This window comes from Sphingomonas sp. Leaf5, from assembly GCF_001421155.1.
Taxonomy (GTDB): domain Bacteria; phylum Pseudomonadota; class Alphaproteobacteria; order Sphingomonadales; family Sphingomonadaceae; genus Sphingomonas.
The window spans coordinates 118,685-141,174 of record NZ_LMJZ01000002.1 but is presented as its reverse complement, the minus strand read 5'-3'; the positions used below and the strand labels follow the sequence as shown (position 1 = coordinate 141,174).

Genomic DNA, 22,490 nt, shown 5'->3' with positions numbered 1-22,490 from the left:
TCTCCTATTTTGGAGCCTAAGACACGGGCCATGACCCCCTATCTCGACCTCATGCAGCGCGCTCTCGATCAAGGCGTTCCGACCGACGACCGCACCGGGGTCGGCACCCGGTCGGTGTTCGGGCACCAGATGCGCTTCGACCTGTCCGCCGGCTTTCCGGTGCTGACGACCAAGAAGCTGCATCTGCGCTCGATCATCATCGAGCTGCTGTGGTTCCTGCGCGGCGACACCAATGTGCGGTGGTTGCAGGAGCAGCGGGTCAGCATCTGGGACGAATGGGCCGACGCGAAGGGCGATCTCGGCCCCGTCTACGGCAAGCAATGGCGCGACTGGGCGGCGGCGGACGGGCGGCATATCGACCAGATCGCCGAGCTGATCGCGACGATCCGCACCAACCCCGCCTCGCGCCGGCAGATCGTGACCGCGTGGAATCCGGGCGAGTTGCACGCGATGGCGCTCAGCCCATGCCACTGCCTGTTCCAGACCCATGTCGCCAATGGCAAGCTGTCGTTGCAGCTGTATCAGCGCAGCGCCGACATCTTTCTCGGCGTGCCGTTCAATATCGCCAGCTACGCGCTGCTGACCCATATGCTGGCGCAGCAATGCGATTTGGGCGTAGGCGAGTTCATCTGGACCGGCGGCGATTGCCATCTGTACGAAAACCATCTGGATCAGGCACGTGAGCAGCTGACCCGCACGCCCGGCCCTCTGCCCCGGCTGGAGATTGCGCGGCGGCCGGATGCGATCGACGGCTACGCGATCGAGGATTTCGTGCTGCACGATTATGTCGCGCAACCGCATATCAAGGCGGCGGTAGCGATATGATCGACGCGATCCTCGCCCGTGCCGACAATGGCGTGATCGGCGTCGATGGCACCCTGCCATGGCATTTGCCCGCCGACCTGAAGCGGTTCAAGGCGCTGACGATGGGCCGGGCGATGGTGATGGGCCGCAAGACGTTCGAGAGCTTTCCATCGCCGCTGCCCGGCCGCCGCCATATCGTGCTGACCCGCGCGCCGGGGTGGCAGGCGGCGGGGGTGGAAGTCGCGCACGATCCCGACGCGGCGCTGGCGCTGGCCGGGCCGGACGCCGCGGTAATCGGCGGCGCGGAGATCCTCGCGCTGCTGCTGCCGCGGATCGAACGGATCGAATTGACCGAAGTCCATGCGACACCCGCGGGCGATGCTGTCGTGCCGCCATTTACCGGCTGGCGCGAAGCGTGGCGCGAGGACCACAGTGCCGCGGGAGATCGTCCGGCCTACAGCTTCGTCACATTGCTCCGCCCGGCCCCGACCGCGTAAGGGACTGGTCGGTGCCGAATCCAGCACCGCAGGGGTTAAACGACGGATGCGCAAGGCGGTTTGGTGGGGCGTCGCGTTGCTGGCGGTGCTGGCGGCTGCCTTTTTCGCGCTGGTGCCGGGCATCGTCGAGCGATCGATGAACAAGGTCGAGCCGTCGGCGGCGCTGGCCAGACGGATCGCAACCCCGCCCCGCCCGGCGTTTGCCGGGCCGATCGTCGACCTGCATGCCGACACGCTGCTATGGTCGCGCGACCTGCTGACGCGGGCGACGCGGGGGCAGGTCGACCTGCCGCGATTGCAGGAGGGCAATGTCGCGCTCCAGATCTTTTCGTCGGTGACGAAGACGCCGCGAGGGCAGAATTACGACGCAAACGAGGGCAACAGCGACAATATCACCCCGCTGGTGATCGCGCAGTTGCAGCCGGTGCGGACGTGGGGATCGCTGCTCAACCGGTCGCTATGGCATGCCACGCGGCTGCGGCGGGCGGCGCGGGCGTCGGGCGGGCAGTTGCGGGTGGTGACCACGCCGGCCGGACTCGACGCACTGCTGGCGGCACGCGCGGCCGGCGGGCCGGTGCGGCCGGTCGGGGGAATGCTGTCGGTCGAGGGGCTGAACGGGCTGGAGGGAAGTCTCGCCAATCTCGACCGGCTGTATCGCAGCGGGTTCCGGATGGCGGGGCTGACCCATTTCTACGACAATGAGGTCGCCGGGTCGATGCACGGCGAGGCGAAGCGCGGGCTGACCCCGTTCGGGCGGCAGGTGGTCGCGCGGATGGAAGCGATGGGGATGATCGTCGATGTCGCCCATGCCAGCCATGCCGCGCTGGCCGATGTGCTTGCGCAGGCACGGCGGCCGGTGGTGTCGAGCCATGGCGGGGTGCAGGCGACCTGCAACGTCAATCGCAACCTGACCGATGCCGAGGTGCGGGGCATCGCGCGGACCGGCGGGATCGTCGGCATCGGTTACTGGCCGGGCGCGGTGTGTTCGACCGATCCGGCCGCGATCGCCCGCGCCATCGTCCATGTCCGCGACGTCGCCGGGATCGATCATGTCGCGCTGGGGTCCGATTTCGACGGGGCGGTGACGACCGGGTTCGACACCGCATGGGTCGGATTGGTCGCCGAGGCGCTGCGACAGGCGGGGCTGAACCAGGGCGAGATCGACAAGGTCATTGGCGGCAATGCGCTGCGCGTGCTGCGCGCCGGCATACAGCCCCTTTCGCACGAAGCCGCCGGACGCTAGGGGGCGGCGATGCAGCGTCTCGACGGAGGCGCGACGATTCCAGCGGCGATGCGCGGGGGGATCGTCGCGCTCGGCAATTTCGACGGCTTTCATGCCGGGCACCAGGCGGTGGTCGCCCGCGTCGTCGCACGCGCGCGGGCCGAGGGGCGACCGGCGATCGTCGCGACCTTCGACCCGCATCCGCGCCGCTATTTCCAGCCGCATCTGCCGCCGTTCCGGCTGACCAATCTCGACCAGCGCGAGCGGCTGTTCGCCGCCGCCGGGGCCGATGCGATGCTGGTCTTCGCGTTCGATACGGCGCTCGCCGGGCTGTCGGCCGAAGCGTTCGCGGCCGAACGGCTGGCGGCGATGGCCGGCGCGGCGGGCGTCGTGACCGGTACCGACTTCACCTTCGGCAAGGGGCGCGGCGGTACCGTCGGCGTGTTGAAGGCGCTGGGCGAGCAATACGGCTTCGTCGCCGAAACGGTCGCGCCGGTTGGCGACGGACAGGCGGTGGTGTCGTCGTCACGCATCCGCGATTGCCTACGCGAAGGGCGTCCGCGCGAGGCGGCGGCGATGCTGACCCGGCCGTTCGCGGTCGAGGGGGTGGTCGAGCCGGGCGCGCAACTGGGGCGGCAACTGGGCTATCCGACCGCCAACCTGTCGATGGGCAAATATCTGCGCCCGGCCTATGGCATCTATGCGGTAACCGGGCGGCTGCCCGATGGGCGGGTGTTGCAGGGCGCGGCGAATCTGGGCATCCGGCCGACGATCGCGGGCGAGCCGATCGAGTTGCTGGAGCCGTATTTCTTCGATTTCTCGGGCGATCTGTACGGGCAGGTGATTGAGGTCGCGTTGATCGAGTTTCTGCGGCCGGAGGCGAAGTTCGAGTCGCTCGATGCGCTGAAGGTGCAGATGGCGGCGGATTGTGAGCTGGCACGGGCGGTGCTGGCGGCCTAGAAAAACTTGGTTCGCGCAGAGGCGCAGAGGCGCGGAGGGGGTTCGCTCGGCGCGACCGCATCCGCGCCAGCGGCCTTTATTCCCGCTGCAACCGGCGTCGGGTCTCCCGATCTCCGGGCGGGCGCCATATCCGCAACCTCCTCCGCGCCTTTGCGCGAACCAATTCTGCTTCTTTTCAACCATCGCCCACGACAGAAAACCACCCGCTGGCGTAGTGACGCGGCATCGGCTAATCGCGGGCATTCCTATGACCGATACGCCCGAACCCACGCGCGACTGGCGCGACACCGTCTTCCTGCCGAAGACCGACTTCCCGATGAAGGCCGGCCTTGCCGCCAAGGAACCGGCGATCCTCGATCGCTGGGCGAAGATCGGGCTGTACGAGCGGCTGCGGCAGGCACGTGCCGGGCGCGAACGGTTCCTGCTGCACGACGGCCCGCCCTACGCCAATGGCGACATTCATATGGGCCATGCGATGAACAAGGTGCTGAAGGACATCGTCGTCCGCACCCAGTCGCTGATGGGCAAGGATGCGCCGTACATCCCGGGATGGGACTGTCACGGCCTGCCGATCGAATGGAAGATCGAGGAGGCGTATCGCGCCAAGAAGCGCAACAAGGACGAGGTCCCCCCGGCCGAGTTCCGCGCCGAATGCCGCGCCTATGCCGCCAAATGGGTCGATGTGCAGAAGGGCCAGTTCCAGCGGCTGGGCATCATGGGCGATTGGGAAGACCCGTATCTGACCATGAAGTTCGACGCCGAGGCGACCATCGCCGAGGAATTGCTGAAGTTCGCGATGTCGGGCCAGCTGTATCGCGGGGCCAAGCCGGTGATGTGGTCGCCGGTCGAAAAGACCGCGCTCGCCGAGGCCGAGGTCGAATATGAGGATGTCGTGTCGACGCAGATCGACGTGGCGTTCGAGATCGTCGACGCGCCGAATGCGCAATGGTTGGCAGGTGCCTACGCCGTAATTTGGACGACTACCCCGTGGACTATCCCGGTTAACCAAGCGCTGGCCTATGGACCGGACATCGAATACGTCCTGTTGACGCCTAGCTATGGCCGGGAACTGACTGATACTTCGTTCGAAAATTCGGAAGCAGTATCACATAAGAAGCTGTTGATTGCGCGGGAACTGATCCCGGCCACCCAAAAACGTCTCGGTTTCACGGCTATCTCCGAGCATTGGTCTGGCAGGGGTTCAGATCTCGCCGGTGCCACCGCGCGCCACCCGATGCACGCGCGCGGCGGGTTCTTTGCCAAGCCGCGTCCGCTGCTGCCGGGCGATTTCGTCACGACCGATGCAGGTACCGGTCTGGTCCATATGGCCCCCGACCATGGCGAGGACGATTTCGAGCTGTGCAAGGCGAACGGCATCGAGCCGGTGTTCGCGGTGCAAGGCGACGGCCGCTATCGCGACGACTGGGCGTGGCTGGGCGGTGAAGGCAGCGTCATCAACCCGAAGTTCGTCGCGGCGGGGCGTGGCGGCAAGCTGGAGGAAGGGCCGATCTGTCGCGACCTGCGCTTGAGCGGCGCGCTGCTGGCGGCGTCGGACGACTTTGCGCATAGCTATCCGCATAGCTGGCGGTCGAAGGCGAAGGTCATTTTCCGCGCGACGCCGCAGTGGTTTATCCCGATGGACCGCGCTTTTTCGAAGCCCTCTCCCCTTCAGGGGAGAGGGTTGGGAGAGGGGCTGTCGGGCGATCCGTTGCTTGATGTAACCAATCTCTCCGCACTCCCCCTCTCCCCGGCCCTCTCCCCTGAAGGGGAGAGGGAGTCGAATGGGGCTACGTTGCGTGAAATCGCTTTGGACGCGATCGAGCGGACGCGGTTCGTGCCCGAAAAGGGGCGCAACCGGATCGGGGCAATGGTGTCGGGGCGGCCCGACTGGGTCATCAGCCGCCAGCGGGCGTGGGGCGTGCCGATCGCGCTGTACGTCAACCGGACGACCGGCGACTATCTGCGCGACGAAGCGGTGAACGACCGCATCCTCGCCGCCTTCCGCGAGGGCGGGGCCGATGCGTGGTATGCGGCCGATCATCAGGCGCTGCTGGGGCCGGACTACGCGCTCGCCGATTATGAGGTCGTGACCGACATTCTCGACGTGTGGTTCGATTCGGGCTGCACTCATGTCTTCACGATCGAGAAGCGGTTCGGGGCGGGTACCCGCGCGAACCTGTATCTCGAAGGGTCGGACCAGCATCGCGGCTGGTTCCAGTCGTCGCTGCTCGAAAGCTGCGGGACGCGGGGGCAGGCGCCCTATGACACGGTGCTGACGCATGGCTTCGCGCTGGACGGCAATGGCCGGAAGATGTCGAAGTCGCTCGGCAATGTCGTCGATCCGTTGAAGGTGATCGGCGAATCGGGCGCGGACATTCTGCGCCTGTGGGTCGCGCAGACCGATTATTTCGAGGATGTGCGGATCGGCAAGGAAGTGCTGGCCGGCACCGGCGATACCTATCGCAAGCTGCGCAACACCTTCCGCTACATGCTGGGCGCGCTCGACGGGTTTAGCGAGGACGAGCGGGTGCCGGTGGCGGAGATGCCGGGGCTGGAACGCTATGTCCTGCATCTGCTGGGGTCGCTCGACACCGAGTTGCGCAATGCGGCGGAAGCGTTCGAGTTCAATCGCTATGCCCGCGCGCTGACCGATTTCGCGAACGAGGATCTGTCGGCGTTCTTCTTCGATATCCGCAAGGATTCGCTCTATTGCGACGCGGCCGACGATGTGCGGCGGCGGGCGTATCGCACCGTGCTCGACGTCCTGTTCCACGCGCTGGTCCGCTATGCCGCGCCGATCCTCGCGTTCACCGCCGAAGAGGTGTGGCAGGCGCGGTTTCCGAGCGAAGATGGATCGGTGCATCTGCTCGAATGGCCCGACGTGCCGCCGCTGCCCGCCGACCAGCCGCTCGGCACCGAATGGTCCGATGTGCGCCGGCTGCGCCAGCAGGTCACCGAGGCGATCGAGCCGTTGCGCCGCGCGAAGACGGTGCGGTCGAGTCTCGAGGCGGAGGTGACCGTGCCGACGCTGCCCCTGCCGGCCGACGAGCTGGCCGAATTGTTCATCGTGGCGAAGGTCGCGGCGGGCGATGGCGAGATCGCGGTGACCCGGACCGAAAAAGCGAAGTGCGGGCGCTGCTGGCGGCATCTGCCCGACGTGGCGACCGACGGCGACCTGTGCGGGCGCTGTGCAGCGGTGGTGGCGTGATGCGCAAGGTCGCGATCGTCATCGCGCTGGCCGTCTTCGCGTTCGACCAGCTGGTGAAATACTGGGTCACCGGGCCGATGGGCATCGACTATCCGGGTGCCGAGCTGAACGTGCTGCCGATCTTCACGCTGCGCTTCGTGCAGAATTTCGGCGTGTCGCTGGGGCTGTTGCAGGCGGGCAGCGATACCGCGCGCTGGGCGCTGGTGGCGATGACCGCGCTGATCGCGACCGGTGTGGCGGTGTGGATCCGGCGCGAGACGCAGAAGCCCGAGTTGATCGGGCTGGGGCTGGTACTCGGCGGGGCGCTGGGCAATATCGTCGACCGCATCCGGTTCGGCTATGTCGTCGATTATGCCGACCTGCACGTTTTCGGGTACAGCCTGTTCATGGTATTCAACCTCGCCGATGCGGCGATTTCGATCGGCGTCGTGATCCTGCTCATCCGGGCATTGTTCACCCGAGAGCCGAAAACCGACGTTCCTGTGGAGAAGGCCAATGCGTAAGTTCATCGTTCTCGGCAGCCTGGGCCTGATCCTTGCCGGGTGTCAGGGCAATGCCCTCAACCGATCGCGCCCCGACGAATTCGCGGTCGCGCGGCAGGCACCGCTGGTGATCCCGCCCGATTATTCGCTGGTGCCGCCGCAGCCGGGTGCCGCGCGTCCGCAGGACACCGCCGCGTCGACACAGGCGATGCAGGCGCTGTTCGGCGGCCCGGCCCCGCGCAGCGCCACCGAGCGGCTGACGCTGGAGCAGGCGGGCAATGCCGACGCCGATACCGGCATCCGTTCGGCCGTGGCCGATCCGGGCACCAACGTCGTCGACAAGGGGTCGACGACCCGCGACATCATCGCCGCTCCTGCCGGCGACGGACAGAGCGCGCGGACGACCACGCCGTAAGGGTTGCGGGTTCGGACAAGCGAAAAGGCCGGTCGCCCTGTCGGGTGGCCGGCCTTTTTGTGGTTGCATGACCTTAGGGGTTGGGCTCTGGGCCTCAACCCCATCTCCCATTCCCCATCCGCTTGCTTCGAGCGCAGGTTCGAGCTTGTCGAGAACCGAAGTCGAGAAGGCGGTGCCCTAAACGGGGCGTTCTCGACGGACGCTTCTCGACAAGCTCGAAGCTGCTCGAACCGAACGGATAGGGCGGGTGACCTTTCAGCCCCAGCCAGTCACGCTAACACCCCGACCACAACCGTCCCCCAGCGCAGACTGGCGTCTCTCGCGGCGAAGGTGTCGCCCGTTCCACGGAATATCCCGGCGTGCGTGGGCATGACGATGGTCGTGAATCTCCGTCCCGTCGGCGGGCGGTTGTACCGCCCGCCGTCCGATCAGAACGCCGCGGTCAGCGATACCACCACCGTGCTGGCGGCGATCGGGCTGCCATTGGTGGTCTTGCTGAAGTTCGGCTGGATATAGGCCGATTCCGACCGCGAAATGTCGGTATCGACATAGGCGACGCCCAGCGTCAGATTCTTGTAGGTATAGTCCGCGCCGACCAGCCAGTCCCAATATTTGCCGGTCGGGGCAAGGCTGGTGCCGTTGGGGCCGAGGCCGGGGTTGCCGTCCGAATAGCCGATATGCGCCTTCAGCGTGACCGGCGTCGACGGCACGCCGGCCGCGGCGTCGCCCGAGAGGTACAGGTTCTTCTGGCGGCTGCCGTCGCCCGCCACCAGCGGCGTGGCCGAGGCGGTGAAGTAACCGAGCGACGTCTGCTTGGGCGCGTAGAACACGCCGCCGGTCAGCGTGGCGGGACCGGCGGTGCCCGACAGCTTGCCATAGAATTCGACGACGTCGGTTTCGTCGGCACCGCCTGGATAGGTGTACCAGGTGACGCCGGCATCGACGGTCGCGGTGCCGAAGGTCTTCTTGTAGCCCGCGATCAGATCGAGTTCGAGGTTCGCGCCGCCGAACGTGCCCCAACCGGCGAGGTTCGAGCCCCAGGTGCCGATATAGAGACCGCTGTCATGGGCGATGGTAATGCCGCCCTGAACGGCGACGTTCTTGTCGCTCTGCGACACGCCGCGAAAACGATAGTCGGAGGTGACGCCGGCGCTGCCGCTGATCGTGATCGGTGCGGGCGGCGCGGTTTCGTCCTGCGCCATGGCGGGCATCGCGGTGGTGGCGGCCAGAATGGCGGCCGGGAGAATGATCGAGAATCGCATCGTAAACCCTTTCTAGGTTCCGTGGTGATTCTCCTGCGTTCGAACGTCGCCGCGATTCGGTGGGCCTGCTGGCCCGTGCGGTCTGACGCTCTGCGATCGAATATGTCTTAGCGTACCGCGCCGCACAATCGGAATTGCGCGTGGACAAGAGACGACGCGCCGGCTGTTGCGCGATCGCAACAGCCCGCCGCTCGTAAACCACGCGAATACGCGCGACGGAGGGCACCGGCCCGCTCCGGACGAGAGAGTGGGCCGGTGCCGAAGGGCTTACGGCCGGATGGCGAGGATCGCGTCGATCTCCACCACGGCACCCAGCGGCAGGACCGGCACGCCGACCGCGCTGCGGGCGTGACGGCCGGCGTCGCCGAACAGTTCGACCATCAGTTCGGACGCGCCGTTGGCGACCTTCGGCTGGTCGGTGAAGCTGCCCGCCGAATTGACGAACACGCCGAGCTTCACGACGCGTTCGATACGGTCGAGGCTGCCGAGCGCCTTTTCGGCCTGCGCAAGGATCATCAGCGCGCATTTCTGCGCGGCGCTGGTCGCATAGGCAAGATCGCGGTCCTCGCCGGCGCGGCCGGTCATCAGATTGCCGTCCTCGAAGGGCAGCTGGCCCGAGAGGTGGAGCAGCCCGCCGGCCTCGACGGCCGGAACATAGGCGGCGACCGGGGCGGCGGCGGCGGGGAGCGAAAGGCCGCGTTCGGCCAGCTTTGCGGGGATGTCATATGCCATGGATGCGTTCCTTTCGTTGATCGGGGGCAAGGTCAAGCCTGTGCCGGGCGTCCTTCGGCAAACCGTGCCTCGATCCAGCCTCTGGCCTCCACCCAGTCATCGATACGGGCATGGGCGGCGGGGGCCGGCGCGACATGCACCGCAAGGTCGGGTTCGGACACCATGTGCAGCCGGAACACGTCCGGCGCGGTATCGGCGACCGATTGGTGATGCACGGCGAGGTCGTCGACGAACACGGTAACGCTGGGAGCATATTCGGCGACCAGCCGCGCGACCGGTGGCCCCTTGCCACCCTGATTGCATTCGACGCGGTGGACGATGCCGTGCGTCGCCAGTTGGTCGATGCGGTGGCTGCGGCAATGATCCTGCAGGTTGGTGAGGACGACGATGTCGGCCTGTTCGGCCAGCGCCGCCAGTGCATCGCGGGCATGCGGCACCAGCGTCTGCCGCGCCATTTCGGCGGGGAAGAAGCCGTCGAGCAACCCCCACATCTCCAGCGGTTCGACCGTCGTACCGTCGGCGCGGGTCATGGATTCGGCGAATCCACCCCCGTGCAGGCGGAAATCGATCGCGTGCGCGTCCTTCAGCCAGGTGCCGAAATGGCGGACCATGTGCAGCAGGACTTCGTCGCAATCGGTGATGAGCAGCGGTTTCATGCAGTCTCCAGTTCGGCGCGGGCCTGCACCAGCGCGGCGGGCGGCACCGCCAGCGCATCGGCACAGGCCAGCAGATCGGGTTCATGGGATTCGAGATGGGCGACGACCTGCGCCAGAAATGACGGCTCACCGGCCCGCGCGCGCAGATCGGCCGGGTCGATGCCGGTCAGCGCGAGGAAGCGCGAGGCGCGGGTCTCATCGCCGATCACCCAGCCAAGTGCCTGTAACGCAAGGGTTGCCGCGTCTTGATTTGTCTCGCGCTGTCGCATCGCTTACACCGTCGTTGGAACTATCAGGGGATGCAACGCGCGTGGCAAAAAGGGTACTCGTTGTCGAGGACAACGAACTCAACCTGAAACTGTTCTGCGACCTGCTGCGCGCGCACGGGTACGACACCGAACCGGTGCGCGACGGGCGGGAGGCGGTGACGCGGGCGCGCGCCTTTCTGCCCGACCTGATCATCACCGATATCCAGCTGCCGCATATGACTGGCCTCGAGCTCATCACCATGCTGAAGGGCGATAGCCGGCTGCGGACGATCCCGATCATGGCGGTCACCGCCTATTCGGGGCGCGACGACGAGGACCGGGTGCGCGGGGCGGGGGCCAATGCCTATGTGACCAAGCCGATTTCGGTGGTGCGGTTCATCGGCGAAGTGCGCGGGTTGTTGCCGGCGGAGGGGGAAGTTTAAAGGCGGTCGTACGGAAGCCGGTCCGTTCGTGCCTGATGGGGGCTCAGCGAAGTTTCGAAGCACCTGTTAAGTCCTTCGATACGCCATTTCGACCAGCTCAACAGCAATTCAGGACGAACGGGGACATTCCCTTCCCCGTTTGCTTCGAGCGCAGGTTCGAGCCTGTCGAGAACCGAAGTCGAGAAGGCGTTGCCCCAAGCGACCGAGTTCTCGACGGACGCTTCTCGACAAGCTCGAAGCTGCTCGAACTAAACGGATAACGGATTTGAGCGGGTGGCGAGGAGCAAAGATCTGCGGCACCTATTGCAGGTCGACCCGCGCGACCAGCATCGTCAGCAGCGCCGACAGCGCGGCAACGACCCACAGTGCCGCCAACCCCAGCCAGTTCCAGCCGATCGTGCCGATCGTCACCCCCGCCACGAAGCCCAGCCACAATAGCGCGTCGCGACGCAGCCCCGGTGCCGAGCGGTCGCCGAGCAGCCGCCGCGCGGCGCGCTGGCCGATGCGGACCAGCGTGCCGGTCATGTAGGTGAGGCCGACCCGCACCTCGCCATCGGGGGCGACGACGCCGTTCTGCGCACCCATCGCCGCGGCGAGCAGCAGCATGGCGAGCGTCAGTGGGGCGAAGGCGGCCATCGCCGCGCCGATCGCGAGCAGCAGGGTGACGACCCCCATCACCGCCTCCGCCCGACGCCCCTGCCCCAGCCGTTCGGCCGCGGCCGCGCCGGCGATGGTGCCGAGCATCGCCCCGGCGACGAACGACAGCACCAGCGCGGCGGCCGTCGCGGCGGCATAATCCCAGCCATGGGCGAGGCCGACGCCCAAGCGCGTCGAGTTGCCGCTCATGAACGACGCGAAGAACCCGCCAAGGCCGCTGAACGCCAGCGCGTCGACGATACCGGCCAGCGCGGCCAGCAGGACGGTGGTGAGCGTGGCGGCGGAGGACAGGCGTCGCATGGCGGTTCCTTTGCCCGATCGGGCGGTGGGTCGGCAAGGGCGGGGCGCGGCCGATCCGACCTCCATCGGCGTTGCGCGCCGGTGCCGGCGTGGCGACGATGGATGGCGATCGAAAAAACCGACCGGCCCGCATGTTTTTGAAACGGACTCTTCCCCTGCGGTACGTTAGCGAGACGCCATGGTTCCTTCTCCGCAGGCGCTGGGGCAAATGCTCGGGGCGCTCGACATGATCGGTATAGCGGTGTTCGCGGCGTCGGGCGCGCTGGCAGCGACGCGGGCGGCGCAGACGTTCGTCACGGCGGCGTTCTTCGCGCTCATCACCGGGGTCGGCGGGGGCACGGTGCGCGACCTGTTGATCGGGGCGCCGGTCTTCTGGGTCCATGGATCGCCGGTGGCGGCGATCTGTGTCGGCATGGCGATGCTGGTGTGGATCACGCCCGAACATTGGTGGCGCGACAAGGCGCTCGACTGGCTCGATGCGGCGGGGCTGGCGGCGTACGGCGTGTTCGGCGCGGCCAAGGCGCTGACCTATGGCGTGCCACCACTTCAGGCGGCGGTGATGGGGGTGCTGACCGCGTGCGTCGGCGGCATCCTGCGCGACGTGCTGGCGGGGGTGCCGTCGATCCTGATGCGGCCGGAACTGTATGTGACGGCGGCGGCGCTGGCGGCGGGGCTGCATGTGGTGCTGGTCGCGCTGGGCCTGCCGCCGTTCGTGGCGGCGCTGCCGGCGGCGACGGCGGGCTTCGCGCTGCGCGGGGCGGCGATCCGGTTCCGGATCGCGCTGCCGGCGTATCGGGGAAAGCGGTAGGGGGTGCCGGTCGAACGCCGTTCGTCCTGCGTCGCTGTCGAGCTTGTCGAAACAGCGTATCGACGGGGCCGTGCTTCGATACGGGTCTTGGACAGGCTCGGCCCCTACTCAGCACGAACGGTTTTGGCACGGGCGTTGTCGGTCTGCGTCTGCCGGGCGCTCCCCTCCCCCGTTCGCTTCGAGCGGAGGTTCGAGCCTGTCGAGAACCGTAGTCGAGAAGGGGGTGCCTCAAGCGGCCCGTTCTCGACGGGCGCTTCTCGACTTCGCTCGAAGCTGCTCGAACCGAACGGTTGGGGGGGCAAACGGATGCGAGCAAGAAGGTAGGCGCGGTTTACCCCCGCACCACCCCGACCGCACTGAACGCCCGCGGTTCCTTCGGCGGGACGGTCCCTTCGTTCAGCCGGCATTGCCAGAAGCCGACATCGATCCAGCGCCCCTGTTTGAACCCGACCCCGCGGTACACCCCGGCACGGCGGAAGCCGACCGCCTCGTGCAGCGTGATCGAGGCGTCGTTGGGCAGCGACAGCACGCCGATCGCCTGCGTGAACCCCTGCGCGCGCAGGGTGTCGATCAACGCTTCGTACAATAGCCGTCCGGTGCCGCGCTGTTGCGCGCTGCCGGCCATGTAGATCGAGGTTTCGACGACGTAGCGATAGGCCGGCCGTTCGCGGAACTTCGTCGCATAGGCATAGCCGAGCACGGCATCGCCCCCCGCCTCCCCGGTGGTCGCGACCAGCCACGGATAGAAACCGTCGCTGGCGGCCATGCGGTGGCGGATCGCGCGGGTGTCAGGGGCGTCGGTTTCGAACGACACCGTGCCGCCCAGCACATAGGGCGCATAGATCGCGGCGATCGCGGCGGCGTCCTCGGGCCGGGCGGCGCGGATCGCGATCATCGGAACAGCCGCGCCACGATCAGGTCGAGCAGCGACGCATCGTCGGCCGACACCGTCACCGGTCCCAGCCCGGCGCATTCGAGGCAGCGCGCCTGCACGCCGGTTCGCGCGGTCAGCATCCGGCGGGCATCGCCCAGCGCCTGCGCCATCAACGCCCGCTGTTCGATCGCGGCGGCCCCGAGCAGGTCGGTGGCTGCCTCGGTCGTCTCGCCCTTCTCCCGGTCGGCGAAGCTCTTCAGCAGCTTTTCATAGGCGCTGGGTTCGCGGTCGAGATAGATCGCACGGGCGCTGGCCGGGTCGAGTTTCGCACGGCGGGCAGCCTCGGCGACGGCATCGTTCAGATTGCCGAAGCGGTCGACCAGCCCCAGTTGGCGCGCGGTGCCGCCGTCCCACACCCGGCCCTGCCCGATCTGGTCGACGCGCTGCGGCGTCAGCTTGCGCGACGCGGCAACGAGGCCGGTGAAGCGACGATAGATATCCTCGACATTGCCCTGCATGATCGCGTCGAACGCCGGGCTGGTGCCGCGCATCACGTCGGGCTGGCCGCTAAGCGGCGTGGTGGCGACGCCGTCGGACGTGACGCCGATCTTCGCCAGCGTGTTTTCGAAGGTCGGGATGACCCCGAACACGCCGATCGACCCGGTGATGGTGTTGGGTTCGGCGAAGATCACGTCGCCCGGCGTCGACACCCAATAGCCGCCCGATGCGGCGAGGCCGCCCATCGATACCACGACCGGGATCTTCGCGACCTGCTTGGCCTGCAGGATCGCCTGGCGGATGCGTTCGGAGGCGAGCACCGACCCGCCCGGCGAATCGACGCGGACGACCAACGCCTTCAGGTTCTTGGTGGCGAGCCCGTCGAGCAGCAGCTTGGCGATGGTGTCGCCGCCTGCCGTACCGGCCTTCGCCTCGCCATCGACGATCGTGCCGGCGACGGTGATGATCCCGATCGCGTCGCCGCCGGTCGGGACCGGGTTCGCCGCCAACCAGTTGGCATATTTGATCGTGCGGAAACTGCCCGCCGCCTTGCCGGCATCCTCACCGGCCAGCGCCGCGACGCGCTTGCCGAAGGCGATGCGGTCGCCGAGCTGGTCGATCAGCCCGCCGCGCAGATTGGCCTGCGCGATATCGCCGCCCGCCGCCTGCACCGTTTCCGCCGGGCGGGTCAGGAAGGCGTCTAGCTGCGCCTTGGGCCGCGCTTTCTGCACCGCCGCGCGCCATTGGTCGAAGATCGCGCCGTACAGCGCCTGATTGGCGGCGCGGGCCGGTTCGGACTGGTCGGCGCGGGTAAAGGGTTCCACCGCCGACTTGAACTGGCCGACGCGGTAGACATGGGCATTGACGCCCAGCTTGTCGATCAACCCCTTGTAATAGGGCTGCGATCCGCCGGGGCCGCGGAACAGCGTGCCGCCGAACGGATTCTGCCAGATCTCGCTGGCGTTCGACGCGATGCGATAGCCGCCATCGGTATAGAGCGTGGCATAGGCCAGCACCGGCTTGCCCGACGCTCGGACATGGGCGACGGCATCGCCGACCTCGGCCAGTGCCGACGGATAGCCGCCGGCGAACTTGTCGAGGTCGAGCACGACGACCTTGACCCGCGCATCGCCCTTTGCCGCATCGAGCGCGCGGACCACGTCGCGCAACCGCAATTGCTGGGCGACCGGCTGACCGCTCAGCACCGCCACCGGATCGGTCTCGGCGGGTTGCTCGACGATCGATCCCGACAGGTCGAGCAGCAGCGCGCCATCGGTCACCCGGGTATTGGGCCGGGTGGACAGGGCAGCGAACAGACTGCCGAAGAACAGCAGCAGCAGGAACAGGACCAGTGCGTCCTTGATCCCGACCAGCAGCTTCCACGCACCCCGGACCAGTTTCACGGCAATTCCTTCATTTATCGTCTAGCGATAAATAGTCGGATGGTCGGGCGAGTAAAGTGGAGTCCGCACGGATGCCCGAACGGTCTTCCCCATAAACGTCATCCCAGCGCAGGCTGGGATCTCCCGCGGCAAGCAGACCGCGCCATCACGGGGAGATCCCAGCCTTCGCTGGGATGACGTGTTTGGCAGCAGAAAGACGCTGCGTCAGACGCGCATCGGCATCAGCACATAGAGCGCGGGCGACGCGTCATTTTCACGGATCAGCGTCGGGGCGGCTGCGTCCGACAGATGGACTTCGCACAGGTCGCTGTCGATCTGCCCAAGAATGTCGAGCAGATAGCGGCTGTTGAAGCCGATTTCGAAGGGGAGCGCGGTATATTCCCCAGGCACTTCCTCCGCCGCCGCACCGTTTTCGGGGCTGGTCACCGACAGGGTGATCTTGTCGCGGTCGAGCGCCATCTTCACCGCGCGGGTCTTTTCAGTGGCGATGGTCGACACGCGGTCGACGCCGGCCATGAAGCTTTTCGGGTCGAGTTTCAGCAGCTTGTCGTTCGCAGTCGGGATGACGCGCGAATAATCGGGGAAGGTGCCGTCGATCAGCTTGCTGGTCAGGATCGCCTGCCCCAGATCGAAGCGGATCTTGCTGCCCGACAGCGACACGCCGACCGAGCCGTCGACTTCGTCCAACAGCTTGCGCAGTTCGGCGACGCATTTGCGCGGCACAATGACGTCGGGCATCTTTTCCGCGCCTTCCGGCCGGTCCACGGTCATGCGGGCGAGGCGGTGGCCGTCGGTCGCCGCAGCCTTCAGCACCGGCTTGCCGTCGTTTTCGGCGACGTGCAGGAAGATGCCGTTGAGGTAATAGCGCGTTTCCTCGGTCGAGATCGCGAACCGGGTCTTGTCGATGATCGCCTTCAGCGTCGTCGCGGGTAGTTCGAACTGGGTCGGCAGCTCACCTTCGGCGATCACCGGGAAATCGTCGCGCGGCAGCGTCGCGAGGCTGAAGCGCGCGCGCCCGGCCACCACGGTCAGCCGCCCTTCGGCTGCCGACAATTGCACCTGCGCGCCATCCGGCAGCTTGCGCGCGATGTCGAACAGCGTGTGCGCCGATACGGTGATCGCGCCCTGCTGATCGATCGCCGCCGAAATCGTCTCGTCGATCTGGAGATCGAGGTCGGTCGCCATCAGGCGCAGCGTCGATTCGCCGGCCTCGATCAACACGTTCGACAGGATGGGGATGGTATTGCGCCGCTCGACCACCGACTGGACGTGGCTGAGGCCCTTTAACAGGGTCGCGCGTTCGATCGTCGCCTTCATGATGTTCCCCCGCGCGGATGCGCTCGCACTCGGGCCGGCGGATTCGGTGCCGACCCCTTAGAAAACCGAGCAGCGTGTCTAGCGCAAAGAAGGGCCGGCGCAAACTGCTCCGACCCTCCTCGCGCAACTTGGTTACCGGGATGTAAACGCACACGGTCTGGTCGCTCTCTCGAGCGACTTGCGGTGCCGGCCCGCTCCCCCGCCCCGCCACCCATTCAGGATACTGTCGTGGGTCGCGGGGCGGGGGAGCGAGCCGGCACCGCCTGCGGGAACGCGCATCGGCGCGTTCCCGTCGACGATCAGAACCGGATGCCGACGCCGGCCACGACCTGATGCCGGTCGGTATCGATGTCGAACTGCGACGTGGTGCTGCCATCCACGCGCTGAAAATCGGCGTTGTTGTAGTTCGAATAACGATATTCGAGCTTGGCATAGGCGCGCGACCCGATCGCCTGCTCGACGCCGGCACCCACGCGGTAGCCGTTCAGTTCGAAATTCTCGCGGCTGTCGACGGTGCCGTCGCTGGCCAGCACGTTCAGGCGGGCGTTGGTATAGCCGCCCTTCACATAGGCGAGCGTGGTCGGCGCGACGACCAGACCGGCGCGGGCACCGACATAGAGGTCGCGGCCGGTCGACACGGTGCCGAAGCCGAAGAAGTTCGGGTCGGTGCGCGCGGTTTCGACCTTGCCGGTCGATCCGGTATATTCGCCTTCGACACCGACGAGGAAGTTGCTCAGCGCGAAATCATATCCGGCATCGACGCCATAGAGCAGGCCGTTGACCGTCTGGTTATCGCCGTCGAGGTCGGTATCCTGGGTACTGCCCGGACGGATGCCGTCATAGCCGGCGAGCGCGCCGACGCGGAAACCGGTGAAGGCCGGGTTCACGTCCTGCGCCATGGCGGGTGTAGCGGAAAGGGCGGTGCCGGCAGCGGCAAGACCAAGGATGAGGGTACGCATCGTCAAAACTCCATAAACACCGTCCATATGGACGCCGGGGTTCAATGGACGCATTCGCCGGGCGTTGCATGAACCTCACCTAAACAGCGAAAACCGTTGCATTCGCGCAACACGGGCTTGAAAGCAGGACCATGACGATCCACCCCCACGCCGCCCGCAAGGGACGCGATTTCATCGCCCGCCACGGCGAGACCGTGTACAATATCGCGCAGCGGATGCAGGGCGATCACCCGCACACCCCGCTGACCCGCGCGGGGTTCGCCCAGGCCGATGCGATGGGCGCGGCGCTGCGCGACCTGCTGGGGGTCAAGCCGAAGCTGACGCTATGGGCGTCGAGCGCGGGGCGGGCACTCCAGACGCTGGCGATCATCGCCGAGCATCTCGAACTCGACTGGCATGCGGCACGGCGCGACGACCGGCTGGTCGAAATCGGCATGGGCGACTGGTCGGGGCGCTATTATCGCGAACTGACCGGGCCGGACGCCGACTTCCTCGATGCCGAGGCGCGGCTGTATCGCCGCCCCGCGCCCGGCGGCGAATGGTATGATGCGATCGCGGCGCGGGTGGGCGCGTGGGCGGGCGATACCGACGACGATCCCGGCGACCGGCTGGTCATCATGCACGGCATGTCGAGCCGGGTGCTGCGCGGCGTCCTGACCGGCATACCGGTCGATCCGCGGTTCGCCGCGCCGGTCGCCGACGATCTGCCGCAAGGATCGATCGCGCTGATCGAGGGCGGACGCGAGACGATCGCGCATCGGGGCAGCGGCGGGCCGTCGATGGCGGCACCGGCTTGATCGCGCTGCTGCTGGCGGTGGCGGCACCGCAGGCGATCGGTATTCATCAGCGTTGGGGTGCGTTTCGCGACGACGCGCCGACACGCTGCTATGCGATCAGCCGACCGGTGCGCGGGCGCAGCGGCGCATCCTTCGCCAGCATCGGCAACTGGCCCGGTGCGGGTGCGCGCGGTCAGGTCCATATCCGGTTGAGCCGCGCGCGCAGCGACCGCGCGCGCGTGGTGCTGGCGATCGGCGAGCGGCGGTTCGAACTGAAGGCCGGGCGGGTTGACGCATGGAGCCCCGACACCGCCACCGACCGCGCGATCGTGGCGGCGATGCGCGGCGGGCGGTCGATGAGTATCGAAAGCGTCGCCGAAAACGGCGCTGCGTTCGTCGACGTCTATGCGCTGGCGGGTGCCGCGACCGCGATCGATGCGGCGGCGCTGGGGTGCCTGCGGGGTTGATTTTTATCGGCTATACGTTTATGTATTGACCCATCAGGCCCCCGGTAGCCGTCTTGAGGCGCTCGCAAGAGCAGATATCAGCTCAAGGCCGCCCCCGGGGGCAACCTGTATTTGGGCCATATCATGCCGACTGCGGTCGTTATCGACGGCGCTTTTTTCCTGCGCCGGTTCAGCAATGCTTTCCCAAACCTCGATTCAGCCAGTGCTGCGGACGTCGCGCTCGGCGTACAATGTATGGCCGCCTTCCATGTCTCGACGCGGTTACACGCGACGCCGACGTGGAACGGCAATGTCGACGGCGAACGCTATCGCCCGGAAGAAACGCCGGAATTATATCGGATCTTCTTCTACGACTGCCCTCCCTGGACGAAGCGCCTGCATACGCCCGTCGGCAAACGATCGATCAATTTCGGCCGGACGCCGGAAGCGCAGTTGCGCATGGCGGTTCACGACCATTTGCATCGGACCCGCAAGGTCGCGGTGCGGCTCGGCCGGCTGAACGACAAGCTGTCACCATGGCGATTAAAGCCCGGTGCGGTGGATCGCTGGCGACGCGACGGGTTCGAACCCACCGATGACGACTTCGAACTCGATGTGATCCAGAAGGGCGTCGATATGCGGCTCGGACTGGACGTCGCCTCGATGGCCTATAAGCGGCAGGTCGACCAGATTGTCATGGTCACCGCAGATGCCGATTTCGTGCCACCGGCCAAATTGGCACGGCGCGAAGGAATCGATGTCGTTCTCGACCCGATGTCGGCGCATGTCGCGCCGGACCTACTTCAACATGTCGATGGCGTCCGCAATTGCCGGATGCAGATCGGCTCGCCGATAGCGGAAGATCGCCCATGATGCCCCCCATGCCGATTCCCGGCCATGTCGACCCCGTGCCCGTTCCGCGGCCGCTGGCCCCGCGTCCCGATGGGCGGACCGATCTGGTCGGCCTGTCGAAACCGGAAATCCGCGCCGCGCTCGAAGCTGCCGGGTTCGACGCCAAACAGGCGAAGCTGCGTGCCAAGCAGATCTGGCACTGGATCTATAATCGCGGCGCGACCGAATTTTCGGCGATGACCGATATCGCCAAGGCGCAGCACCCGACGCTCGAACGTCACTTCGTCATCGGTCGCCCCGATGTAAAGGAGGCGCAGGTGTCGAACGACGGCACGCGCAAATGGCTGCTGACCTCGCCCGACGGGCAGGATTACGAGATGGTGTTCATCCCCGATGCCGATCGGGGAACGCTGTGCGTGTCGAGCCAGGTCGGCTGTACGCTCAATTGCACCTTCTGCCACACCGGCACGATGCGGCTGGTGCGCAACCTGACCCCGGGCGAGATCGTGGGACAGGTGATGCTGGCGCGCGATGCGTTGGGCGAATGGCCGAGCCAGCCCGAGGGGCGGATGCTCACCAACATCGTGATGATGGGCATGGGTGAACCGCTGTATAATTTCGATGCGGTGCGCGATGCGCTGAGCGTCGTGATGGACGGCGACGGCCTCGCGCTCAGCAAACGGCGGATCACGCTCAGCACGTCGGGCGTCGTCCCGATGATGGCACGCGCGGGTGCCGAGATCGGCGTGAACCTCGCCGTATCGCTGCACGCGGTAACCAAGGAAGTCCGCGACGAGATCGTGCCGCTCAACCGCAAATACGGCATCGAGGAATTGTTGCAGGCGTGCGCCGATTATCCCGGTGCCAACAATGCCCGGCGCATCACGTTCGAATATGTGATGCTGAAGGACAAGAACGACAGCGACGCCGATGCGCGCGAACTGGTGCGGTTGCTGCGCAAGTACCAGCTGCCGGCCAAGGTCAACCTGATCCCGTTCAACCCATGGCCGGGCACCGTCTACGAATGTTCGACGCCGGAACGCATCCGGGCATTCAGCGACATCGTGTTCGAAGGCGGCATCTCCGCGCCCGTACGCCGGACGCGCGGGCAGGATATCGGCGCGGCCTGCGGCCAGTTGAAGACGGCGGCGGAGAAGAAGAGCCGTGCCGAGCGCGACCGCGAGGAAGCGGACGCGCTCGGAGCGGATTGATCGGGCGGGGCGGCGGTCGCCCTGATCGCCCCGCTCGACAACGCCGGCCCGATCGTATCTAGCGCGACGATGCTGGACGTGACCTCCCTTGCCCTTGCCGCCGGTGCCGGTGTGCTCGGCGGCGCGATGAATGCGCTGGCCGGGGGCGGTACCTTTGCGACGATGCCGGCGCTGATCGGGCTGGGCCTGCCCGGATCGATCGCCAACGCGACCTCCAACGTCGCGCTGCAACCCGGCGCGATCGCCAGCGCATGGGCCTATCGCCGGGGTCTAGGGCCGCTCGGCGGGCTGCCGATCCGGTTGCTTGCCAGCATTACCTTCGTCTCCGGGCTGCTCGGCAGCCTGTTGCTGGTGTGGACGCCCAGCAGCCTGTTCGACGTGATCGTGCCATGGCTGTTGCTGGTCGCGTTCCTCGCCATTGCGGTCGGGCGGCGGGCGGCGGACTGGCTGCATGACCGGGTCACGATCGGGCCGGCGACGCTGGTCGTCGCGCAAGTGCTGCTGGGGATCTATGGCGGCTATTTCGGCGGCGGCGTCGGCATGATGGTCACCGCGACCTATGGCCTGCTGGCCGGGCAGAGCGTCCAGTCGATGGCCGCGCCGCGCACGCTGATGCTGGCCACCGCCAACAGCGCGGCGGCGATCGTGTTCGTCGCCTGCGGGATGGTCGTGTGGGCGGCCTGTATCCCGATGATCCTTGGCGGAATCCTCGGCGGATGGCTGGGCGCGAAGCTGGGCGCACAGCTGACGCCGGGGCAGATCCGGGCGTGGACGCTGCTGGTGACGTTCAGCGTGACGGTGGTGTTCTTCGTCCGCGCCTATGGCTGAACGTCAGCGCGGCCGGCGCATGTCGAAGCGTTCGCCGGGTTCGAAATAGTCCCCCGCCCCGCCGCCGCGCAGGATCGGGTGCGCGGCGGCGGTGCGGTAGATGCCGTCCTCCAGCAGCGCCGGGTCGATATGGACCTGCACCACTTCGCCGAGCACCAGCCATGTATCGATCTCGCCGCCCGCATGATCGGTCAGGCGAACGATCTGGGTCGATCGGCATTCGAACTGGACCGGCGACCCGGCGACCCGCGGCGGGGCGACGGCCAGCGACGGCACGGTGTCGAGGCCGGCAAGCGTGAATTCGTCGGCGTCGGTCATTGCCGACGTCGCGTTCATCGCCTCCGCCTGCGCCCGCGTCGCGAGGTTCCAGACGAACTCGCCGGTCGCGCGGACATTGGCGAGCGTGTCCTTGGCCCCGGTCGATGCGAAACCGATGATCGGCGGGTGATAGTTGAAGGCGTTGAAGAAACTGTAGGGGGCGAGATTGCGTTTTCCCTGCTCCGACACGCTGGCGATCCAGCCGATCGGCCGCGGCGCGACGATCGCGTTGAACGGATCGTGGAGCAGGCGATGGCCGTCGGCCGGCGCATAGGAATGGAAATCGGTCATGCCCGTCCCCAACGCACGATGCG

Annotated in this window: 24 protein-coding genes; 14 read left to right on the top strand and 10 right to left on the bottom strand. The window is 66.9% G+C overall.

Annotation, left to right across the window (positions count from 1 at the left end):
• The first annotated feature begins 30 nt into the window (after window positions 1-30).
• The 7 genes from ASE50_RS04265 to ASE50_RS04235 all read left to right on the top strand — a co-directional run bounded on the left by ASE50_RS04265 (window position 31) and on the right by ASE50_RS04235 (window position 7,588).
• Entirely contained in the window at window positions 31-825 is a 795-nt protein-coding gene (locus ASE50_RS04265) for a thymidylate synthase (protein WP_056396027.1), read from the top strand.
• Window positions 822-1,301 carry a dihydrofolate reductase gene (locus ASE50_RS04260; protein WP_056396026.1) on the top strand — a complete coding sequence of 160 codons (480 nt, stop codon included), beginning with the start codon at window positions 822-824 and terminating at the stop codon, window positions 1,299-1,301. Before ASE50_RS04265 ends, ASE50_RS04260 begins: the two co-directional genes overlap by 4 nt.
• A gap of 46 nt (window positions 1,302-1,347) precedes the next feature.
• Window positions 1,348-2,544, top strand: coding sequence for a dipeptidase (locus ASE50_RS04255; RefSeq protein ID WP_056396021.1), 1,197 nt, complete (start codon window positions 1,348-1,350; stop codon window positions 2,542-2,544).
• 9 nt (window positions 2,545-2,553) lie between these two features.
• A complete protein-coding gene (locus tag ASE50_RS04250; protein WP_056396019.1) occupies window positions 2,554-3,483 on the top strand; it encodes a bifunctional riboflavin kinase/FAD synthetase in 930 nt (309 codons plus the stop codon).
• A gap of 247 nt (window positions 3,484-3,730) precedes the next feature.
• Window positions 3,731-6,691, top strand: coding sequence for an isoleucine--tRNA ligase (gene ileS, locus ASE50_RS04245; protein ID WP_056396017.1), 2,961 nt, complete (start codon window positions 3,731-3,733; stop codon window positions 6,689-6,691).
• Window positions 6,691-7,194, top strand: a complete 504-nt coding sequence (lspA, locus tag ASE50_RS04240) for a signal peptidase II (protein WP_055999261.1) — start codon at window positions 6,691-6,693, stop codon at window positions 7,192-7,194. The genes ileS and lspA overlap by 1 nt, the downstream gene beginning before the upstream one ends.
• The gene (locus ASE50_RS04235; RefSeq protein ID WP_056396014.1) at window positions 7,187-7,588 is read left to right on the top strand and encodes a DUF3035 domain-containing protein; all 402 of its coding nucleotides are present in this window, start codon (window positions 7,187-7,189) and stop codon (window positions 7,586-7,588) included. Before lspA ends, ASE50_RS04235 begins: the two co-directional genes overlap by 8 nt.
• Before the next feature lie 428 nt (window positions 7,589-8,016).
• Here ASE50_RS04235 and ASE50_RS04230 read toward each other — a convergent pair whose 3' ends face one another.
• From ASE50_RS04230 to ASE50_RS04215, 4 genes are all read right to left on the bottom strand, one after another.
• Window positions 8,017-8,850, bottom strand: a complete 834-nt coding sequence (locus tag ASE50_RS04230) for a TorF family putative porin (RefSeq protein ID WP_056396009.1) — start codon at window positions 8,848-8,850, stop codon at window positions 8,017-8,019.
• Window positions 8,851-9,117: 267 nt separating this feature from the next.
• Complete coding sequence (locus ASE50_RS04225; protein ID WP_056396006.1) at window positions 9,118-9,582, bottom strand: RidA family protein; 465 nt, start codon at window positions 9,580-9,582, stop codon at window positions 9,118-9,120.
• A 32-nt stretch (window positions 9,583-9,614) separates the two neighbouring features.
• Complete coding sequence (locus ASE50_RS04220) at window positions 9,615-10,238, bottom strand: hypothetical protein (protein WP_056396003.1); 624 nt, start codon at window positions 10,236-10,238, stop codon at window positions 9,615-9,617.
• Window positions 10,235-10,507 (bottom strand): DUF3572 domain-containing protein, encoded by a 273-nt coding sequence (locus ASE50_RS04215; RefSeq protein ID WP_056396000.1) that lies wholly within the window; start codon window positions 10,505-10,507, stop codon window positions 10,235-10,237. The genes ASE50_RS04220 and ASE50_RS04215 overlap by 4 nt, the downstream gene beginning before the upstream one ends.
• A gap of 41 nt (window positions 10,508-10,548) precedes the next feature.
• Between ASE50_RS04215 and ASE50_RS04210 the strand changes: the two genes are divergently transcribed.
• Entirely contained in the window at window positions 10,549-10,929 is a 381-nt protein-coding gene (locus ASE50_RS04210; RefSeq protein ID WP_056395998.1) for a response regulator, read from the top strand.
• A 300-nt stretch (window positions 10,930-11,229) separates the two neighbouring features.
• On the opposite strand, the gene ASE50_RS04205 is transcribed toward ASE50_RS04210, so the two are convergent.
• Window positions 11,230-11,886 carry a YoaK family protein gene (locus tag ASE50_RS04205; protein ID WP_056395996.1) on the bottom strand — a complete coding sequence of 219 codons (657 nt, stop codon included), beginning with the start codon at window positions 11,884-11,886 and terminating at the stop codon, window positions 11,230-11,232.
• Between the two features lie 178 nt (window positions 11,887-12,064).
• Here ASE50_RS04205 and ASE50_RS04200 point away from each other — a divergent pair, with 178 nt between their 5' ends.
• On the top strand, window positions 12,065-12,694 hold the full coding sequence (locus ASE50_RS04200; protein ID WP_056395995.1) for a trimeric intracellular cation channel family protein: 630 nt from the start codon (window positions 12,065-12,067) through the stop codon (window positions 12,692-12,694).
• A gap of 331 nt (window positions 12,695-13,025) precedes the next feature.
• Here ASE50_RS04200 and ASE50_RS04195 read toward each other — a convergent pair whose 3' ends face one another.
• The 4 genes from ASE50_RS04195 to ASE50_RS04180 all read right to left on the bottom strand — a co-directional run bounded on the left by ASE50_RS04195 (window position 13,026) and on the right by ASE50_RS04180 (window position 17,745).
• Window positions 13,026-13,589: a GNAT family N-acetyltransferase gene (locus tag ASE50_RS04195; protein ID WP_056395993.1), complete on the bottom strand. Its 564-nt coding sequence runs from the start codon at window positions 13,587-13,589 to the stop codon at window positions 13,026-13,028.
• Window positions 13,586-15,469, bottom strand: a complete 1,884-nt coding sequence (gene sppA / locus ASE50_RS04190) for a signal peptide peptidase SppA (RefSeq protein ID WP_056395990.1) — start codon at window positions 15,467-15,469, stop codon at window positions 13,586-13,588. The genes ASE50_RS04195 and sppA overlap by 4 nt, the downstream gene beginning before the upstream one ends.
• Window positions 15,470-15,673: 204 nt before the next feature.
• Entirely contained in the window at window positions 15,674-16,786 is a 1,113-nt protein-coding gene (gene dnaN / locus ASE50_RS04185) for a DNA polymerase III subunit beta (RefSeq protein WP_056395987.1), read from the bottom strand.
• Window positions 16,787-17,085: 299 nt separating this feature from the next.
• Window positions 17,086-17,745 (bottom strand): outer membrane protein, encoded by a 660-nt coding sequence (locus ASE50_RS04180; RefSeq protein ID WP_056396095.1) that lies wholly within the window; start codon window positions 17,743-17,745, stop codon window positions 17,086-17,088.
• Window positions 17,746-17,876: 131 nt separating this feature from the next.
• Between ASE50_RS04180 and ASE50_RS04175 the strand changes: the two genes are divergently transcribed.
• From ASE50_RS04175 to ASE50_RS04155, 5 genes are all read left to right on the top strand, one after another.
• On the top strand, window positions 17,877-18,542 hold the full coding sequence (locus ASE50_RS04175; protein WP_056395985.1) for a histidine phosphatase family protein: 666 nt from the start codon (window positions 17,877-17,879) through the stop codon (window positions 18,540-18,542).
• Entirely contained in the window at window positions 18,539-18,988 is a 450-nt protein-coding gene (locus ASE50_RS04170; protein WP_056395983.1) for a hypothetical protein, read from the top strand. Before ASE50_RS04175 ends, ASE50_RS04170 begins: the two co-directional genes overlap by 4 nt.
• Window positions 18,989-19,222: 234 nt before the next feature.
• Entirely contained in the window at window positions 19,223-19,840 is a 618-nt protein-coding gene (locus ASE50_RS04165) for an NYN domain-containing protein (RefSeq protein WP_200909474.1), read from the top strand.
• Window positions 19,837-21,030 (top strand): 23S rRNA (adenine(2503)-C(2))-methyltransferase RlmN, encoded by a 1,194-nt coding sequence (rlmN, locus tag ASE50_RS04160; protein ID WP_235512148.1) that lies wholly within the window; start codon window positions 19,837-19,839, stop codon window positions 21,028-21,030. The genes ASE50_RS04165 and rlmN overlap by 4 nt, the downstream gene beginning before the upstream one ends.
• Window positions 21,031-21,099: 69 nt before the next feature.
• Window positions 21,100-21,858, top strand: a complete 759-nt coding sequence (locus ASE50_RS04155) for a TSUP family transporter (protein ID WP_056395977.1) — start codon at window positions 21,100-21,102, stop codon at window positions 21,856-21,858.
• Between the two features lie 3 nt (window positions 21,859-21,861).
• Here the strand turns inward: ASE50_RS04155 and ASE50_RS04150 are convergent, their stop codons facing one another.
• Window positions 21,862-22,467, bottom strand: a complete 606-nt coding sequence (locus tag ASE50_RS04150; RefSeq protein ID WP_056395973.1) for a flavin reductase family protein — start codon at window positions 22,465-22,467, stop codon at window positions 21,862-21,864.
• Window positions 22,468-22,490 lie beyond the last annotated feature (23 nt).

Coding starts and splice junctions, on each gene's coding strand:
- ASE50_RS04215 (WP_056396000.1), bottom strand. CDS start 10,507: ATGCGACAGCGCGAGACAAATCAAGACGCGGCAACCCTTGCGTTACAG.
- ASE50_RS04250 (WP_056396019.1), top strand. CDS start 2,554: ATGCAGCGTCTCGACGGAGGCGCGACGATTCCAGCGGCGATGCGCGGG.
- ASE50_RS04195 (WP_056395993.1), bottom strand. CDS start 13,589: ATGATCGCGATCCGCGCCGCCCGGCCCGAGGACGCCGCCGCGATCGCC.
- ASE50_RS04230 (WP_056396009.1), bottom strand. CDS start 8,850: ATGCGATTCTCGATCATTCTCCCGGCCGCCATTCTGGCCGCCACCACC.
- ASE50_RS04260 (WP_056396026.1), top strand. CDS start 822: ATGATCGACGCGATCCTCGCCCGTGCCGACAATGGCGTGATCGGCGTC.
- ASE50_RS04180 (WP_056396095.1), bottom strand. CDS start 17,745: ATGCGTACCCTCATCCTTGGTCTTGCCGCTGCCGGCACCGCCCTTTCC.
- ileS (WP_056396017.1), top strand. CDS start 3,731: ATGACCGATACGCCCGAACCCACGCGCGACTGGCGCGACACCGTCTTC.
- ASE50_RS04220 (WP_056396003.1), bottom strand. CDS start 10,238: ATGAAACCGCTGCTCATCACCGATTGCGACGAAGTCCTGCTGCACATG.
- ASE50_RS04235 (WP_056396014.1), top strand. CDS start 7,187: ATGCGTAAGTTCATCGTTCTCGGCAGCCTGGGCCTGATCCTTGCCGGG.
- ASE50_RS04255 (WP_056396021.1), top strand. CDS start 1,348: ATGCGCAAGGCGGTTTGGTGGGGCGTCGCGTTGCTGGCGGTGCTGGCG.
- ASE50_RS04225 (WP_056396006.1), bottom strand. CDS start 9,582: ATGGCATATGACATCCCCGCAAAGCTGGCCGAACGCGGCCTTTCGCTC.
- lspA (WP_055999261.1), top strand. CDS start 6,691: ATGCGCAAGGTCGCGATCGTCATCGCGCTGGCCGTCTTCGCGTTCGAC.
- ASE50_RS04165 (WP_200909474.1), top strand. CDS start 19,223: ATGGCCGCCTTCCATGTCTCGACGCGGTTACACGCGACGCCGACGTGG.
- ASE50_RS04200 (WP_056395995.1), top strand. CDS start 12,065: ATGGTTCCTTCTCCGCAGGCGCTGGGGCAAATGCTCGGGGCGCTCGAC.
- ASE50_RS04265 (WP_056396027.1), top strand. CDS start 31: ATGACCCCCTATCTCGACCTCATGCAGCGCGCTCTCGATCAAGGCGTT.
- ASE50_RS04175 (WP_056395985.1), top strand. CDS start 17,877: ATGACGATCCACCCCCACGCCGCCCGCAAGGGACGCGATTTCATCGCC.
- rlmN (WP_235512148.1), top strand. CDS start 19,837: ATGATGCCCCCCATGCCGATTCCCGGCCATGTCGACCCCGTGCCCGTT.
- ASE50_RS04205 (WP_056395996.1), bottom strand. CDS start 11,886: ATGCGACGCCTGTCCTCCGCCGCCACGCTCACCACCGTCCTGCTGGCC.
- dnaN (WP_056395987.1), bottom strand. CDS start 16,786: ATGAAGGCGACGATCGAACGCGCGACCCTGTTAAAGGGCCTCAGCCAC.
- ASE50_RS04155 (WP_056395977.1), top strand. CDS start 21,100: ATGCTGGACGTGACCTCCCTTGCCCTTGCCGCCGGTGCCGGTGTGCTC.
- ASE50_RS04150 (WP_056395973.1), bottom strand. CDS start 22,467: ATGACCGATTTCCATTCCTATGCGCCGGCCGACGGCCATCGCCTGCTC.